13 protein-coding genes and 1 other RNA gene are annotated in these 15,378 nt (G+C 70.5%); 8 read left to right on the forward strand and 6 right to left on the reverse strand.

Annotated features, from left to right (window positions below; genetic code table 11):
- Positions 1-10: 10 nt before the first annotated feature.
- From KI388_RS02305 to KI388_RS02320, 4 genes are all read right to left on the reverse strand, one after another.
- On the reverse strand, positions 11-1,219 hold the full coding sequence (locus KI388_RS02305; protein ID WP_215087793.1) for an acyl-CoA dehydrogenase family protein: 1,209 nt from the start codon (positions 1,217-1,219) through the stop codon (positions 11-13).
- A gap of 63 nt (positions 1,220-1,282) precedes the next feature.
- Positions 1,283-2,518 carry a digeranylgeranylglycerophospholipid reductase gene (locus tag KI388_RS02310; protein WP_215087794.1) on the reverse strand — a complete coding sequence of 412 codons (1,236 nt, stop codon included), beginning with the start codon at positions 2,516-2,518 and terminating at the stop codon, positions 1,283-1,285.
- A gap of 128 nt (positions 2,519-2,646) precedes the next feature.
- On the reverse strand, positions 2,647-3,510 hold the full coding sequence (locus KI388_RS02315) for a 2-oxoacid:ferredoxin oxidoreductase subunit beta (protein ID WP_215087795.1): 864 nt from the start codon (positions 3,508-3,510) through the stop codon (positions 2,647-2,649).
- Positions 3,511-3,513: 3 nt separating this feature from the next.
- Positions 3,514-5,271: a 2-oxoacid:acceptor oxidoreductase subunit alpha gene (locus tag KI388_RS02320; RefSeq protein ID WP_215087796.1), complete on the reverse strand. Its 1,758-nt coding sequence runs from the start codon at positions 5,269-5,271 to the stop codon at positions 3,514-3,516.
- A 388-nt stretch (positions 5,272-5,659) separates the two neighbouring features.
- Here KI388_RS02320 and KI388_RS02325 point away from each other — a divergent pair, with 388 nt between their 5' ends.
- Together KI388_RS02325 and KI388_RS02330 are read left to right on the forward strand one after the other, a co-directional pair.
- Positions 5,660-6,304 carry an FAD-dependent oxidoreductase gene (locus KI388_RS02325; protein WP_215087797.1) on the forward strand — a complete coding sequence of 215 codons (645 nt, stop codon included), beginning with the start codon at positions 5,660-5,662 and terminating at the stop codon, positions 6,302-6,304.
- Positions 6,305-6,390: 86 nt separating this feature from the next.
- Positions 6,391-7,416, forward strand: coding sequence for an aldo/keto reductase (locus KI388_RS02330; protein ID WP_215087798.1), 1,026 nt, complete (start codon positions 6,391-6,393; stop codon positions 7,414-7,416).
- A 63-nt stretch (positions 7,417-7,479) separates the two neighbouring features.
- Here KI388_RS02330 and KI388_RS02335 read toward each other — a convergent pair whose 3' ends face one another.
- Entirely contained in the window at positions 7,480-7,938 is a 459-nt protein-coding gene (locus KI388_RS02335) for a hypothetical protein (RefSeq protein WP_215087799.1), read from the reverse strand.
- Between the two features lie 156 nt (positions 7,939-8,094).
- Here KI388_RS02335 and KI388_RS02340 point away from each other — a divergent pair, with 156 nt between their 5' ends.
- A complete protein-coding gene (locus KI388_RS02340; protein WP_215087800.1) occupies positions 8,095-8,508 on the forward strand; it encodes a hypothetical protein in 414 nt (137 codons plus the stop codon).
- Between the two features lie 50 nt (positions 8,509-8,558).
- Positions 8,559-8,870, forward strand: an RNA gene (gene ffs, locus KI388_RS02345) — signal recognition particle sRNA.
- A gap of 399 nt (positions 8,871-9,269) precedes the next feature.
- Here ffs and KI388_RS02350 read toward each other — a convergent pair.
- Positions 9,270-9,854: a GNAT family N-acetyltransferase gene (locus KI388_RS02350; protein WP_215087801.1), complete on the reverse strand. Its 585-nt coding sequence runs from the start codon at positions 9,852-9,854 to the stop codon at positions 9,270-9,272.
- Positions 9,855-10,017: 163 nt separating this feature from the next.
- Between KI388_RS02350 and KI388_RS02355 the strand changes: the two genes are divergently transcribed.
- The 4 genes from KI388_RS02355 (at position 10,018) to KI388_RS02370 (ending at position 15,355) form a co-directional block, all read left to right on the forward strand.
- Positions 10,018-11,925, forward strand: a complete 1,908-nt coding sequence (locus KI388_RS02355) for an ATP-dependent DNA ligase (protein WP_215087802.1) — start codon at positions 10,018-10,020, stop codon at positions 11,923-11,925.
- Between the two features lie 95 nt (positions 11,926-12,020).
- A complete protein-coding gene (locus tag KI388_RS02360) occupies positions 12,021-12,836 on the forward strand; it encodes a hypothetical protein (RefSeq protein ID WP_215087803.1) in 816 nt (271 codons plus the stop codon).
- A gap of 35 nt (positions 12,837-12,871) precedes the next feature.
- Entirely contained in the window at positions 12,872-13,606 is a 735-nt protein-coding gene (locus KI388_RS02365; protein WP_215087804.1) for an MBL fold metallo-hydrolase, read from the forward strand.
- A 159-nt stretch (positions 13,607-13,765) separates the two neighbouring features.
- A complete protein-coding gene (locus KI388_RS02370; protein ID WP_215087805.1) occupies positions 13,766-15,355 on the forward strand; it encodes a hypothetical protein in 1,590 nt (529 codons plus the stop codon).
- The last annotated feature ends 23 nt before the right edge of the window (positions 15,356-15,378 follow it).

Raw genomic sequence — 15,378 nt, forward strand, 5'->3', positions numbered from 1 at the left:
GCCACCTTTCTCACTCGAACGCCGCGATCCCGGTCAGGTCCTCGCCCAACACCAGCGTGTGGATGTCGTGGGTCCCCTCGTAGGTGTAGACGGTCTCGAAGTTCGCCATGTGTCGCATCGGCGAGTAGTCGGTCGTGATCCCGTTGCCGCCGAGCATCTCGCGGGCGACCCGCGACTGGTCGCGGGCCATCCGGACGTTGTTGCGCTTCGCCATCGAGACGTGTTGCGGCGTGAGGTCGCCGCGCTCTTTCAGCTCCGCGAGCCGGTGGGCGAGCAGCTGGCTCGTCGTGATCTGGGTCGCCATCTCCGCGAGCTTCTCTTGTTGGAGCTGGAACCGCGCGATCGGGCCGCCGAACTGGTCGCGGTCGAGCGCGTACTCGCGGGCCTGCTCGAAGCAGTCGCGCGCCGCGCCGACCGCACCCCATGCGATCCCGTACCGCGCCTGCGTGAGACACGACAGCGGCCCCTTCATGCCGCTCACGCCGGGGAGGACGTTCTCCTCGGGAACGAAGACGTTCTGAAGGCTGATCTCGCCGGTGATCGACGCCCGCAGCGAGAGCTTGTCGTCGATCTCGTTCGTGGTGACGCCGTCGCGGTCGGTCTCGACGAGGAACCCGCGGACCGGCGTCCCCTCGGCCGAAGTGTCGCGCGCCCAGACGACCGCCACGTCCGCGATGGGGGCGTTCGTGATCCACGTCTTCGAGCCGTTGAGCACGTAGCCGTCGCCGTCGCGCTCCGCGGCCGTGCCGCTCCGCTCCGAGTCGGTCCCCGGCTCGCGCTCCGCCCGCGTCTCCATCGCGGAGGGGTCAGAGCCGTGGTCCGGCTCCGTCAGCCCGAAACAGCCCACCGCCTCGCCGGTGCCCAGCTTCGGGAGCCACCGCTCCTTCTGTTCGTCGCTCCCGTACGCGTGGATGGGGTACATCACGAGCGCCCCCTGGACGCTGGCCATCGACCGAAGCCCGGAGTCGCACGCCTCCAGCTCCTGCATCAACACGCCGTAGGCGGTCTCGGAGACGTTCGGCAGACCGTAGCCGTCGAGGTTCGAGCCGTAGAATCCCAACTCGCCCATCTCCTCTATCAGGTCCGTCGGGAACGTCCCCGCCTGAAAGTGGTCACCGATGTCGGGGCGGACCCGTTCGTCGACGAACTGCCGGGCGGTGTCGCGGATCAGTCGGGCCTCCTCGTCGAGGTCCTCCTCCAGTCCGACGTAGTCGAGCATGATCGTTCGTGCGCGTCGGACCGGCAAAAGCGGTTCGCCCGACGTCGCCGCGCTCTCGACTCCTCAGAGACCGAACCACTCGCGGCCGAACTTCGCGAGCAGCGGGGCGTCGTCGAGGTGGAGGAGCTTCGCCATCGCGCTCTTGTCGCCCTGATTAGCCTTTTCGAGGGTGTTGTCGTCCGTCCGGCTGAGGTCACGCATGAACCGGTCGTACCGCTCATTGGGCGCGAGATACAGCAGCCGTGTGAGCATCAGCCGCGCCTTCATCCGCGGGGCCACGTCCCGGTGCCAGAGCCGCTCGTACACCTCGAGGCTCTCCGCGTCGAGGCGGCGCTTCGAGTCGGTGAGACAGCGGTCGACGGTGGCCGCCGCGGCGCGGGCCGACTTCATCCCCTTGTGGATCCCCTCTCCCCACAGCGGGTCGATCGAGGGGACCGTGTCACCGATCGCGAGGAATCGGTCGGTGTGCATCTCGTCGGGCATCTGGATGTGCGCGGAGCCGCGGTGGACCTTCTCGTCGATCTTCTCGGCGTCGGCAAAGCGGGGGTCGCGGCTCACCCAGTCGTCGAGGTAGCCGTCGACCGTCTTGCCCGCCTCCGCGAACTCGCGGTGGCGGTCGTTCTGGATGTAACAGATCCCGACCTTCGCGGTGTCCTCGCCGGTCGCGAAGATCCACGAGTAGCCGCCGGGCGCGATGTCGTGGTCTAAGCGGAGCATCATCGCGCGCCGGAGGTCCGCGTAGTCGGGGTGGTTCATTTCGACGCCCTCCATCTCGTACTCGATGCCGATCGCCTGGTTCTCGCGTTCGAGGTCGACCACGTCGAGCGCGCTCGCGATCGGCGCGGCCGGCCCCGTAGCGTCGATCACCACGTCGGCGTACACCTCCTCGTCGCCGTTGTACCGAACGCCCTCGATGACGCCGTCGCCGTCGAGGATCGGCCGCGACACCCGCGCGTCGAAGCGGTACTCCGCGCCGTTCTCGCGGCCGTCTTCCACGAGGAACCGCTTGAACTCCGCGAACTCCAACACCGCCCCCGGCTGGTAGCTCTCGTAGTACTCGTTTGGCGACTCCAACACGACGTCGTCGGTGTACGACATCACGACGTCGTCGGGGATTCCGAACGAGGACATCATCGACGGGAACGTGCCGGCCGTCGACTTGTTGCTCTGTCGCGGGAACTCGTCTTCCGACTCCGTCTCTAAGACGACGACGTCGTAGTCGCGCGTCGCCAGGTCGCGGGCGCACTGCGCGCCCGCCGGACCGGCACCGGCGATAGCGACGTCGTAGCGATCAACCATACACGTTAGTTGCGGACCCACCTAATTAGGCTTGCTGAAACCCGACGAAAAATCCGTGCGAACGCCCTCTTTCGGCCGGTTTTGGCCGTTCCGAGAGGACGGAATTCCACCCGCCTCGTCCGGCGGTCTCAGTAGAACTCGCGGACGAGGTCGGTCGCGCTCTCGGGAGCGCCGTCCGGGAGGACGGACATGTCCTCGTCGACGCCGTGCTGCTCGTGGTACGGCACCGACGACTCGTCTTTATACATGACGCCCTGATGTTCCTTCTCGTTGTCGAGGATGACGTCTTTCGCGTCCTCGCGGTCGGTCGGGTCGTGGTCCTCTTCCTTCAGGTCGACCAGCGAGTCGCGGAAGTAGTCGTACGTGTCGACGTCGTTGAACGTGACGCACGGCGAGTAGACGTTCACGAAGCCGAACCCGTCGTGCTCGATGGCCTCCTGGATGATCTCCTGGTGGCGGAGCGCGTCCGAGGAGAACGACTGCGCGATGAACGTCGCGCCCGAGGCGAGCGCCAGCGCGTGCGGGTTGACCGGGGGCTGTTTCGGGCCGTCGGGGCTGGTCGACGTCTCGAAGTCCTCCCGGGAGGTCGGGGAGGCCTGCCCCTTCGTCAGCCCGTAGATGCGGTTGTCCATCACGACGTACGTCATGTCGACGTTGCGCCGGACGGCGTGGACGAAGTGGCCCGCGCCGATGGAGTAGCCGTCGCCGTCGCCGCCGGCGACCATCACTTCGATGTCGGGCCGCGCCATCTTGACACCGGTCCCGACCGGGAGCGCGCGCCCGTGAACCCCGTGGAGCGCGTAGCTGTGCATGTACGTGCCGATCTTCCCGGAACAGCCGATGCCGGCGACGACGAAGGTGTTGTCGGGGTCGTTGCCCGTCTCCGCGAGACCCTTCATCATCCCGTTCATCGTGCCGAAGTCGCCGCACCCCGGGCACCACGTCGGCTGCTTGTCGGACTTGAAGTCGGTGAATCGAATGTCTGAGCTCATTGGTTACGCCTCCACCCCCTCCGCGAGGGTCGCCTTGATGTCGTCTGCGAGTTCGTCGGCCTTGAACCGCACGCCGTTGTACTTGTTTATCCGGTCGACCCGTTCGAGCACGTCGTGCTCGACGAGGTCCGCGAACTGCCCCCGCTCGTTGCACTCGACGACGACCGTCGTCTCGGCCGCTTCGACGTCTTCCGAGAGGTCCGGCCGCGGGAAGACGTACGGGACCGAGAGGACCCGCACGTCGATACCCTCGTCGTCGAGGAACTCAACCGCCTCCGCGAGCGCGCCCTCGTTCGACCCCCACGTGATCACGAGGGTGTCGGCGTCTTTGTCACCGAACTCGCGCGGACTCCAGTCCTCGCGCTCGCGGGCCGTCTCCACCTTCCGGTTGCGCTTGTCGACCTGCTCGACGCGCATCTCGGTGTCCTCCGTCCGGCGGCCCTGCTCGTCGTGTTCGAGGCCGGTGGACATGTGCGCGCCGTCGGCCGTGCCGGGGAACGCCCGGGGCGAGACCCCGTCGTCGGTGATCTCGTGTGGCTGGAAGCCGCCCGACTCGCTCATGTGGTCGTCGATCGTCGTCTCGTCGACGACCTTGCCCCGGTCGATCTCGACCTCGTCCATGTCGAACGTCTCCGGGGAGAACGTCTGTTCCGTGACCGCCATCGAGAGGTCGGCGGTGAGGTAGACGGGGAGCTGGTACTTCTCGGCCAGGTTGAACGCCTCGACCGTCTTCCAGAAGCACTCGTCGATGGTGGTGGGCGCGAGGACGAACCGCGGCACCTCGCCGTGGCCGCCGTACAGCATCTGGTTTAAATCGCCCTGCTCCTGTTTCGTCGGCATCCCCGTAGAGGGGCCCGAGCGCATCACGTTACAGATGACGAGCGGCGTCTCGGAGGTGGCGATGAGCCCGAACGTCTCCGTCATCAGGTCGATCCCCGGCCCGGAGGTCGCCGTCATCGCGCGGGCGCCGCCGCGGGCCGCGCCCAGCGCCATGTTGATCGCGGACAGCTCGTCTTCCGCCTGAACGACGTGACCCCCGTACCGCTCGATGCGGCCCGTGAGGTAGGTCATCACGTCCGTCGCGGGCGTGATCGGGTAGCCGGCGTAGAAGCGGCAGCCGGCCGCGATGGCGCCCATGCCGATCGCCTCGTCGCCGTTGAGGAGGACGTAGTCCTCCTCGGTGGTCTCTAGGTCGTAGTCGAACTCGTGGTCGTACTCGTCCGCGACGTACGACTGCCCCGCCCGCGCGGCCTCCTTGTTGTTGTCGACCAGCTTCTGGCCCTTGTCCTTGAAGCGCTTCTCCAGCGCCGAGTCGAGGTTCTCGATGGGGAACTCCGCCACCTCGCAGGCGGCGCCGAGCGCGACGACGTTCCGCATGATCGCCCCGCCGGCGTCCTCGGCTAAGCTCTTGAGCGGCACGTCAAGCCCGATCATCTCCTCGGGGATCTCGACGTCTTGCATCGTCGTCCGCTCGCCGTCGTAGATTATAACCGAGCCCTCGTGGAGCTCGTCGAGGTTCTCCTCGATCGTCCGGGGAGTCAACGCGATGAGCACGTCGAGTCGGTCCACCACGCTCTGTACCTTGTCGACGGAGGTCCGCACCTTGTAGGCGGTGTAGCCGCCCCGGATCCGCGATGCGAAGTCCTTCGACGTGAACACGTGTCGACCCGCGCGGGAAAGCGCCTGTGCGAAGATCTTCCCCGTCGAGTCGATGCCGTCGCCGGCCTCTCCGCCGACAGCCCAGTTGAAATCCGCGGCCATGTACTATAGGCACGATTCCGGCGGACTCATCAAAAGGCTTCTGGAAGGAGATACCGAGGCATTTTTGGACGAACATTCGCGTTCTCGCGAATATTGTCGCCTCTAAGCGCCATCATCGACTAATACAAGACAATAATTGGACGTATATTCACCAAATTCCTCACGATCGACCCCTCGCGTCGGACCGGTTTTCGACGTTCGTCGAAGTACTTCGGTCGGGACCGGCCGAGTCCGATGCGGCGAAACGGCCGCGCCGACGGGGTTCGGGTAACCGAGACGACGGGGTGCGGGTAACCCGGATGACGGGCGCCCCGCGCGAGTGGGTTTCGACACGGGCAGGACCGACGCCGACGGGAAGGCGTTTGTGTCTCCCCCACGGATGCGACGTATGGACACGACAGCGACGGTCGAGTCGGTCGAGACGGTCGGCCCCGACACGTACGCCCTCCGCTTCCGCGCGCCCGACGGGTTCGCGGCCGAGCCGGGGCAGTTCGTGAAGCTCGGCACCGAGATAGGCGGCGAGTCGGTCGCGCGGTTCTACACGCTCTCGTCGCCGCGCGTCGACGACAGCTTCGAGGTCACGGTCGGCATCGACCCCGACGAGGGCGGCGACTTCTCGGCGTTCCTCTCCGACGCCGAGGCGGGCACCGAGATGACCCTCTCCGGTCCCTACGGCGACCAACACTACGACGGGCAGTCCCGCGCGGTCGTGATCGCGGGCGGCCCCGGGGTCGGTCCCGCGGTCGCCATCGCGGAGCGCGCGCTCGACGAGGGCGCCGAGGCCGCCGTCGTCTACCGCGACGACGACGTCGCGCACGCCGACCGGATCGACGCGCTCCGCGAGCGCGGCGCCGCGGTCCGCCTCATCGACGCGGACGACCCCCTCACCGACGCGGTTGCCGACGTCCTCACGGGCGCCGACGGCGAGACGGTCTTCGTCTACGGGTTCGCGGACCTCGTCGCGGACGCGGAGGCCGCCGTCGACGCGGCCGGCGGCGACGCGGACGCCGCGAAGGTCGAGAACTTCGGGTAGTCGCGGCCGCCCGACGGACTTTTGTCGTCGCGGCCGCCGCCGCCGGTGCCGCCACGCTTTACGTACCGCGCCCGAGAGGGGCGGGCATGGACTACCGACGACTGGGCGGCACGGGACTCAGCGTCTCGGAGCTCTGCTTCGGGACGTGGCGGTTCGGCCGCGAGACGAACGGCGTCGTGGAGACGGGCCGCGAGGAGTCGCACGAACTGCTCGACGCGGCCGCGGACCGCGGGATCAACTTCATCGACACCGCGAACGTGTACGGGTCGCCGCACGGGACGAGCGAGGAGTACGTCGGGGAGTGGCTCGCTGACCGCGACCGCGAGGACTACGTGGTCGCCTCGAAGGTGTACTTCCCGTTCGACGGTCGCGGCGAGCCGGGCCCCAACGACTCCGGGCTGGGGCGGAAGCACATCCGCGCGCAGGTCGAGGGTAGCCTCGACCGGCTCGACACCGACTACCTCGACGTGTACTACATCCACCGCTGGGACGAGGAGACGCCCATCGAGGAGACGATGCGCGCGCTCGACGAACTCGTCTCCGAGGGGAAAGTACACCACCTCGGCGCGTCGACGATGGCGGCCTGGCAGCTGACGAAGGCGCAATGGACCGCCGACGTCAACGGTTACGCGAGCTTCGACGTGGTCCAGCCGCTCCACCACGCGGGCTACTACGAGGACGTGAGCGAGTACCTCGACGTCTGTATCGACCAGGACCTCGCGGTCTGCCCGTACTCCCCGCTCGCCGGCGGGTTCCTCACGGGGAAGTACGAGCGCGCAGACCCCGACGACCCCGAGCAGGTGATCGCGCCCGACGGCTCGCGCGCGAGCTTCGACGACCGGTTCGAGCGCTTCTACCTCTCCGAGCGCGGCTGGAAGGTGCTCGACGCGGTCCGCGAGGTGGCCGACGAACTCGACGCGACGCCCGCGCAGGTCGCGCTCGCGTGGCTCACCGAGTGGGACGAGTTCACCTGCGTCCCCATCGTCGGCGCGCGGACGGTCGACCAGCTCGACGAGAACGTCGCCGCGGCCGACCTCTCTCTCTCCGACGCGCAGTGGGACCGGATCATGGACGCGCGGTACGACCCGGACGGCAACCTCTGGGGTCACTGAACGGGTTAGCGGCGGGGTCCGCGTCGGCGGCGCGGCCCGCGTTGCGGTCGCCTCCGTAGCCCGCTACGTCTCGAAGTCCGGCAGGTCGTCGGGCGCGTCGAAGTCGGCCTCCCAGTCGATGTACTCCTCCTTGAGCGTCTCGCAGACGATCTGCCCCAGCTCCGTGAGCCCGGCGTTGATCGCGGAGACGGTGCCCCACGAGTCGAGTTCGGGGTGGAGGTCGCGCTCCTTCCAGTCCTCCGGCAGCCCCGGCGCGTGGTAGCCGACGCGGTCCGCGAAGTCGTCCCAGAAGAAGTCGAACCGGGAGACGAGTCCGAGGTCGACGGCGATCCGCCAGTCGTCCTCGTCCATGTCGCTCCCGGCGGCCCACTGGCCGAACGCTTCCTCCCACGCGCCCCCGCGGAGGAGTTCCTCGATGTCGTCGCGGCGGTACTCGCCGCCCGCCACCTCGGCGTCCTCGTACTCGTTCGGGTCGACGGCGGCGAGTTCGGGGGGTTCCGGTGGGTCGACGTCGAGTGACATGTCCCGGTCTGGGGGCCGCCGAGGCAAAACGCTACGGGAACGGCCGCGTCCCCGCGGGGCGCCCGCTCGCCCGCGCGCTCCGGCGGCCGTTCGTCCGGTTCCCTTCCGGCGCGTCCGATCCGGTCCTTTTACCGCGGTTCCGTTCCGACACCGGGTATGGACCTCCGTGCCGTCTCGCGTCGGGTCGGGATCGCCGCCGCCGTCGCCACCGTGATCGCGCTCGTCGCGCCGTACGCGGTCATCTCGGGACCGGAGTACGCGAGCCAGCTGGCGACCTACTACGCCTCCGGGGTCGTCGGCTGGGGCGGTATCGCGCTGTTCGCGCTGTTGACCGCGGTCGTCATCGCCTCCGTGGAGCAGGGGAACGTCGACCCGGGCACGCTCGCCGGCGTCGCGCTCGTCCTCGCGTTCGCGACCACCCTGAGCGCGGCGAGTTGGGCGGCGGCGGTCGAGCCCAGTCCGGTGTTCCGCGACAACCTCTGGCTCGTGTGGCACGCGCCGGCCGTCGTCGCGCTCTCGGTCCCCCTGCCGCTCTCCGCCGCGGTGTACGCCCGGGCCATGTTGTCGTAGGGGAACCGTCCGCGGAACGAAAGGCCCTTATGCGGCACCCGAGTAGCGCAAAACGGACTAGGTCGGGCGGTTAGGCCCCGCTCGTCACCCGCGAGGTAGTCTTTAGCGGGGACCGAACAGCGGGCACGTCCGGTCAGACCGGCACGGGCCCCGAGAGCCAACGTGGAAGCCTCGTCCGCCGGGGACAGCGGTCCGTGGCGCCCGCTCGCAGGAGCGGTCCGTCGCGGTTCGTCGGCGACACCGGGTCAGGCGCGGAAGCGAGCAGCCCACCGCCGGACGCCCGTCGCTCGTCGGGTCGCGGGGTGGAGGAGGCAATCGGGATACCCCGTGCCGGAACGCCGGGCTCCCCCGCCTGTCCGCCATTCATACCGATTCTCGTTCGGAGAACGGTCGCGCTGTGATCCTGTTGTCAGGAGCAGCGACGTTGCGACCGTTCTTTCACAAGTAGATCATCACGAGGCGGTACCGAACCGCCACGAAGTCCCAGCCGCTCGGCGGCACGTGCTCGACACCACTCCTGCCGCCAACCACTCCGAAGCCCCAGCCGCTCGGCGGTACGTGCTCGACACCACTCCTGCCAACCGCCACGAAGCCCCAGCCTCGCGGCTCCCTCCGCTTCTCCGGTTGCCGCGTCCAGCGAGAATCGAAGATTCTCTGGCAGCCGGCGGCGAAGCCGCCGGCGACCTCGCGCGTGCGACTCGCGCCCTCCGGGCGCTCGTCGGCACGCGCCACCGCCCAGCAAAATGAGTCGGTCCCGCGGCTCAGCGACCGGTATCGTATTTATACGTCGCCGAGTCCGGGTCGATGCCGAAGTCCTCGGCCGACTCCTCCGGCTCGTCGCCGCCGGTCGGCTCGGCGTCTTTGAACGCCTGCCGGAAGCGGCTCGGCATCTCGAACTCGTCGACGGCGAGTTCGAGGCCGACGACGCCGCCGCCGAGGAACTCCCGCTTCTCGGTGAGGCGGTCGGAGAGCGCGGGCGGGAGGTCGTCGGTGTCGACGCGCTCGAAGCCGAACTGCGTCAGGTACTCCGGCTGGTCGGTGAGCACGTACACCGTCTCGAACCCGTCCGCGGTCGCGGTGTCGACGAGGCGCTCGACGACGTGCGCCCCGACCCCGCGGTCGCGCCACTCGGGGAGGACGCCGATCCCGGTGAGCTCGATCCGGTTTTCCTCGTCCTCGTCGCCGCGATGGAGCCGGAGTCGGCCGAAACCGGCCCGGTCGCCGGACTCCTCGTCGACCGCGATCACGTAGTCCCGCGACCGGAAGGCGACGTCGTCGAGCCCCAACTGCTCGATCGCGTCCAACAACCACGCCTCGTCACGGTTTTTGGCGTCGCGGACGTACATGGCAAGCCGTACGAGGGCGGGGGTGAAAAACCGTTCCCCGGCGGGCGTCCCCGCCCCTCTCGGCGCCGAGACCGCCCGCCGAAGCCGGTGGGCTCGCGCGCGGTCGCCTCCGGCCGAGTCCGCATCGCGTCGCTTTTGACCGCCGACCGCCGACCCGACGCGTATGGAATTCGCCGCGCTGGCGGAACGGGCGGAGGGGGTGGCCGCGAACGACGGCGACATCGAGACGACCCTCGCGGTGGCCGACCTGCTCGCGGACGCCGGCGCCGTCGAGAGCGCCGAGAACGGCGAGAACGGCGAGAACGGCGGTCCGAACGACGACCTCCCGGTCGTCGCCCGGTTCCTCCTCGGACGCGTCTTTCCCGCCCACGACACCCGAACCCTCGACGTCGGGCCCGCGCTCTGTCGCGAGGCGATCGCTCGCGCCGCCGGCCCGAACGTCTCCGCGGCCGACGTCGAGGACCGCCTCGCGGAGCGCGGCGAGATCGGCGCCGTCGCGGCCGCGTACGACTTCGGCGGCCAGCGGGGGCTCGCGTCGTTCGGAGGCGGGCGCGACGCGCTCACCGTCGCCGCGGTCGACGAGGGGCTTCGGGGGCTGGCGGCCGAGACCGGCGACGGCAGCGAGTCGCGCAAGCGGGACGCGCTGTTCGGACTGTTCACCCGCTGCTCGCCAACCGAGGCGGCGTTCCTCGCCCGGCTCGTCCTCGGGGAGATGCGGCTCGGCGTCGGTGAGGGGACGGTCCGGGACGCGACCGCGGAGGCGTTCCTCGCGTCGGAGGGGAGGCCCGAATCCGACGGCGCGGACGACGATGACGATGCGGGCGGAGACGCGGAACTCGAACTCGTCGCGCCCGAGACCGCGGTCGCGGCCGTCGAGCGCGCGCTTCAGGTGACCAACGACTACGGGCGGGTCGCGGTCCGCGCCCGCGACGAGGGGATCGAGGGGCTCCGCGAGGAGTCGCTGCGCGTCGGCCGGCCGGTTCAGGCGATGCTCGCGCAGGCGGGCACCGCGACCGACGCGGTCGACGCGTTCGACGAGGTCACCGTCGAGACGAAGTTCGACGGCGCCCGCGTTCAGGTGCACTACGCGCCGGGCGGAGCGGCGACGGACGCGACAGACGCGACGGACGGCCACTCGACGGACGGCGACGCGCTCGGCCCGCGGCTCTACTCGCGGAACATGGACGACGTGACCGAGGCGCTCCCGGAGATAGTCGAGTACGTCGCGGACCGCGTCGACGTGCCCGTCATCCTCGACGGCGAGGTCGTCGCGGTCGACGACGACGGCGACCCGCTCCCGTTTCAGGAGGTGCTCCGGCGGTTCCGGCGGAAACACGACGTCGAGCGCATGCGCGAGACCGTCTCGTTGCGGCTCCACGCCTTCGACTGCCTCCACGCCGACGGCGACGACCTGCTCGACGAGCCGCTCCGCGTCCGCCACGAGCGGCTCCGGGAGGTCCTGCCGGACGCGGCCGCGGACCTCACGCTCGCCGCCGATCCGGACGCGGTCGCGGCCGAGGAGCGGGCCGCCCTCAACGCGGGCCACGAGGGCGTCATGCTGAAGAACCCCGAGGCGGCGTACACTCCCGGCGACCGCGGCCGCGACTGGCTGAAACGCAAGCCGGACGTGGAGACGCTCGACGCCGTCGTCGTCGGCGCCGAGTGGGGCGAGGGGCGCCGCGCGGAGCTTTTCGGGACGTTCCTGCTCGCCGTCCGGGAAGGGGGCGACGCGGGCGACACCCCGGACCACGACGTGTCCGACCCCGACGCCGCCGACCTCGTCCCAGCGGGGTACGCCACGGTCGGGAAGGTGGCCACGGGGATCACCGACGAGGCGCTGGCGGACCTCACGGAGCGGCTGGAGCCGCTGGTCGTCGACGAGTCCGGTACGACGGTCGCGTTCGACCCCGAACTGGTGGTCGAGGTCGGCTACGAGGAGATCCAGCGCTCCCCGACGTACTCGGCCGGGTACGCCCTCCGATTCCCCCGGTTCGTCGGCGTCCGCGAGGACAAGGGCGTCGACGACGCCGACTCGCTCGCCCGCGTCCGCCGGCTCGCCGGCGACGACTGAGCGGGGCCCGCGCGAGGGGACACCCTCGTCACCGCGGGCGCCGACGCCGTTCCGCCACGCGAAACTCCTTCACGGTCCGGCACGTACGGATGGATATGCCAGGCCCGCTCGGAGACGCGACGCGGCGCGACCTCACCGACGCGGCCGCCGACCGGCTCGCGGCCGAGGGGTTCGCGGTCGCCCGGCCCGAGACCGGGGCCGAGCCGCCGGCGATCGCGACCCGCGGCGACGACCGCGTCGCCGTGGAGCCGCTCGCGGCGGGCGACGCCACGCCCACCGTCGTCGTCTCGCGGCTGGGTCACGCGCTCGACCGCGACCGCCGCGTCCTGTTCGTCGCCCGTGACGCCGACACCGCGGCCGCCGTACGCGACCTCCTCGACGACCCGCCGCTGCTCGCCGCGCGGCGCGACGGCCGCCGGACGTTCCACCTCGGCCCGGACCGGATCCCGGTGTCCGGCGGCGGCTACGCCTGCGTCCGCGCCGAGGGCCTCGGAGACCCGACGTTCGCGTGGCGCGAGACCGACACCCCCGCCGGGCCGGTCGCGGCCGGCGCGGACGTCGACGCCGCGACGATCGACGACGACGGCCGGCCGGCGGTCCCCCGGCTGGTCTGTGAGGTCGACGGAACCCCCGTCGCGGTCCTCGCGGGTGTCGAGAGCCTCCGGACGCCGGCCGACGAGGTCTTCCCGTTCGCGTACCGCCGCGATCCGGCCGACAAGCGGTTCCGCGTCCGGCGGGGCGACGACGGGACGGTCGTGGAGACGCTCGGCGGGTTCGCCGCGCTGCGCGAGGCCGGGTACGTCCCGGTCCCGATGCCGCTCGTCCCGGAGCACGCGCTGGGGCGGCCGATCGACGACGACGCGCTCGCGGCGGCGTGGGAGCTGTCCGTGATCGGCGAGGGAGACCGATAGCCACCCTCAAGACGGCCGCGGCCGCAGGAACCGACATGACGGTCCGCTACGAGGAGCTCGCGGTGGAGTGGCTCGGCTACGCGACGGCGCGGTTGGAGACCGACGACGGGCCGGTTGTCTACACCGACCCCGGCCGGTACGGCGTCCTCGACGACTACTGGGCGCGCGACGGCGACCTCGTCGTCGTCACCCACGACCACCACTACGACAGCGACGGGATCCGGTCGGTCGCGACCGAGGACGCGACGCTCGTGATCTACGAGGCGGTCGACCCCGCCGGCATCGACCGCGACGTGGAGCCGATCGACGCGCTCGCGGCCGACTACGACGTGATCCGCGTCGGCGAGGAGGAGCGCGTCGACGTCGAGACGCCGGCCGGCGAGGTCCGGGTGTGGTCCGTCCCCGCCCACAACGACCCCGATGGACCGAACGCGGACGCCGACGGCTCCGTGGCACATCCCCCGGGTTTCGGCTGCGGCTACCTGTTGTCGCTCGGCGGACGCACCGTCTTCTGGCCCGGCGACTCGGACGCGCTCGACGGGTTCGCGGAGCTCGACGTCTCCGTCTTCCTCGCGAACATCGGCGGGGGCGGCATCGTCTCCGACCGGCGCGAGGCCGCCGACCTGGCCGATGCGATGGGTCCCGACCTCGTCGTCCCGATCCACTACGACACGTTCGACCTGCTCGAAGCCGACGGCGAGGCGTTCGCCGGCGACGTGGCGAGCCGGTCGATCCCCGTCGCGCTCGACGCCCGCTCGGCGAACCAGTAGTCCGGCGGGTCGGCGGGTCGGCGGGTCGGCGGGTCGGCGGGTCGGCGGCGCGGCGGAGCGACGGCGCGGCGGGCCGCGCGGCCGGGCGGTTCGAGTCGGGCGCGCGGGGCGTCTCGCGGCCGGAGGCCTTTTTACTTCCCCGCGTCCTTCCCCGGTCGCATGACCACCGAGTCCGCGCTCGCCGACGGGGTCCGGGAGGCGCTTTCGGTCGACGCCGAGGCGTTCGCCGAGCGCGCGGCCGAGGAGGCCGAGATCGTCAAACAGGAGCTCCGCGACGGCTCCTTCGACAACCACCAGTCGATCGTCGGCTTCGAGTACGAGTTCTACGCGGTCGGTGACGGCCGCTGGAGCGAGGAGTCGCGGGCGGGCGAGTACGCGCTGATGCGCGTGCCTCGCCGGCTGCTGGAGCTGATGGGGTTCGAGAAGGAGCTGGGGCTCCACAACGCCGAGATGTCGACGAGTCCGCAACCCCTCTCCGACCACGGGCTCCGCGCGCAGCTCGCCGAGGTCCGCGCGCGGCTGGAGGCCGCGGAGAACACCGCTGGCGTGGAGGGGATGCGGCTCGTCTCCGACGGGCTCTGGACCATCCCGCCGGCGGGCGAGACCGCTGACGGGTACCTCACCGACAGCGTGGAGGTCGACGGCGTCGTCGTCGCGGTCAACATGAGCGACGCGGTCCGGTACCACGCGATGGCCAACGACCGTCCGGAGAACTCGGCGGACGCCGACCCGAACACCGGGAACGGGGACCCGGCCGTCCGCCTCGACGCGCCCGGGGTGTCGCTGGCGGCGGAGACGGTGATGCCCGAGAGCCTCATCACCTCGATTCAGCCGCACTATCAGGTGGCACACGCAGAGACGCTTCCCCGTCACTTCCGGTACGCGCTCCGGATCGCCGGCCCCCTCCTCGCGCTCGGCGCCAACTCCCCGTTCTTCCCGCCGGAGCTGTACGACGACGGTTGGGAGGGCGAGCGCGTCCTCGACGAGGGCGCGACGGCGAACCGGATCCACGTCTTCGAGTCGGTCCTCAACGCCCGCACCGACGCGGACAAGGTCCGGTTCCCGCGCGACTTCCACGACGTCGAGACGGCGGTCGACCGCATCGCGGCCGACGAGACGCTGATCCCGATGCCCGACCCGGGCGGCAGCGACCGCTTCGACGACGCGTTCGCGACGTTCCGGACGAAACACGGCAGCTACTGGCGCTGGGTCCGCCCCGTCTTCGAGGGGTCGAGCCGCTCGGCCGCCAACGCCCGGATCGAGTTCCGGCCGATTCCGGGCCAGCCCACCGTCCGCGACTCCATCGCGTTCCAGGGCGCGTTCGCCGGGCTGATGCAGGCGCTCGCGCAGCGCGAACACCCCGTCATCGGGTTAGACTGGGAGACCGCCCGCGACAACTTCTACGCCGCGGTCGCGGACGGGCTGGACGCCGACATGGAGTGGATCGGTCCCGACGGGGAGCGCACGACCGACACCGACGCGCTGTACGCCGACCTCCTCGACCACGCGGAGGCGGGACTCCGTACCGCCGGCTGCGCCGACGACGAGGCCGCCGAGTGGATCGCGCCGCTCCGCTGGCGCGTCGCGAACCGCACGACCCCGGCGGGCTGGAAGCGCGACCGCGTCCGCGCCCGCCTCGACGGCGACGACTTCGAGACGGCCGTGGTCGACACCCAGCGCGAGTACATCCGCCAGCAGGCCGACACGCTCATCGACGGCGGCTTCTCGGCGTGGACGGACGGGTCCTGACCCGCCGACCGTCCCGGGACCGC

Origin of the sequence: Halorubrum sp. 2020YC2 (assembly GCF_018623055.1) — an archaeon.
GTDB lineage: Archaea > Halobacteriota > Halobacteria > Halobacteriales > Haloferacaceae > Halorubrum.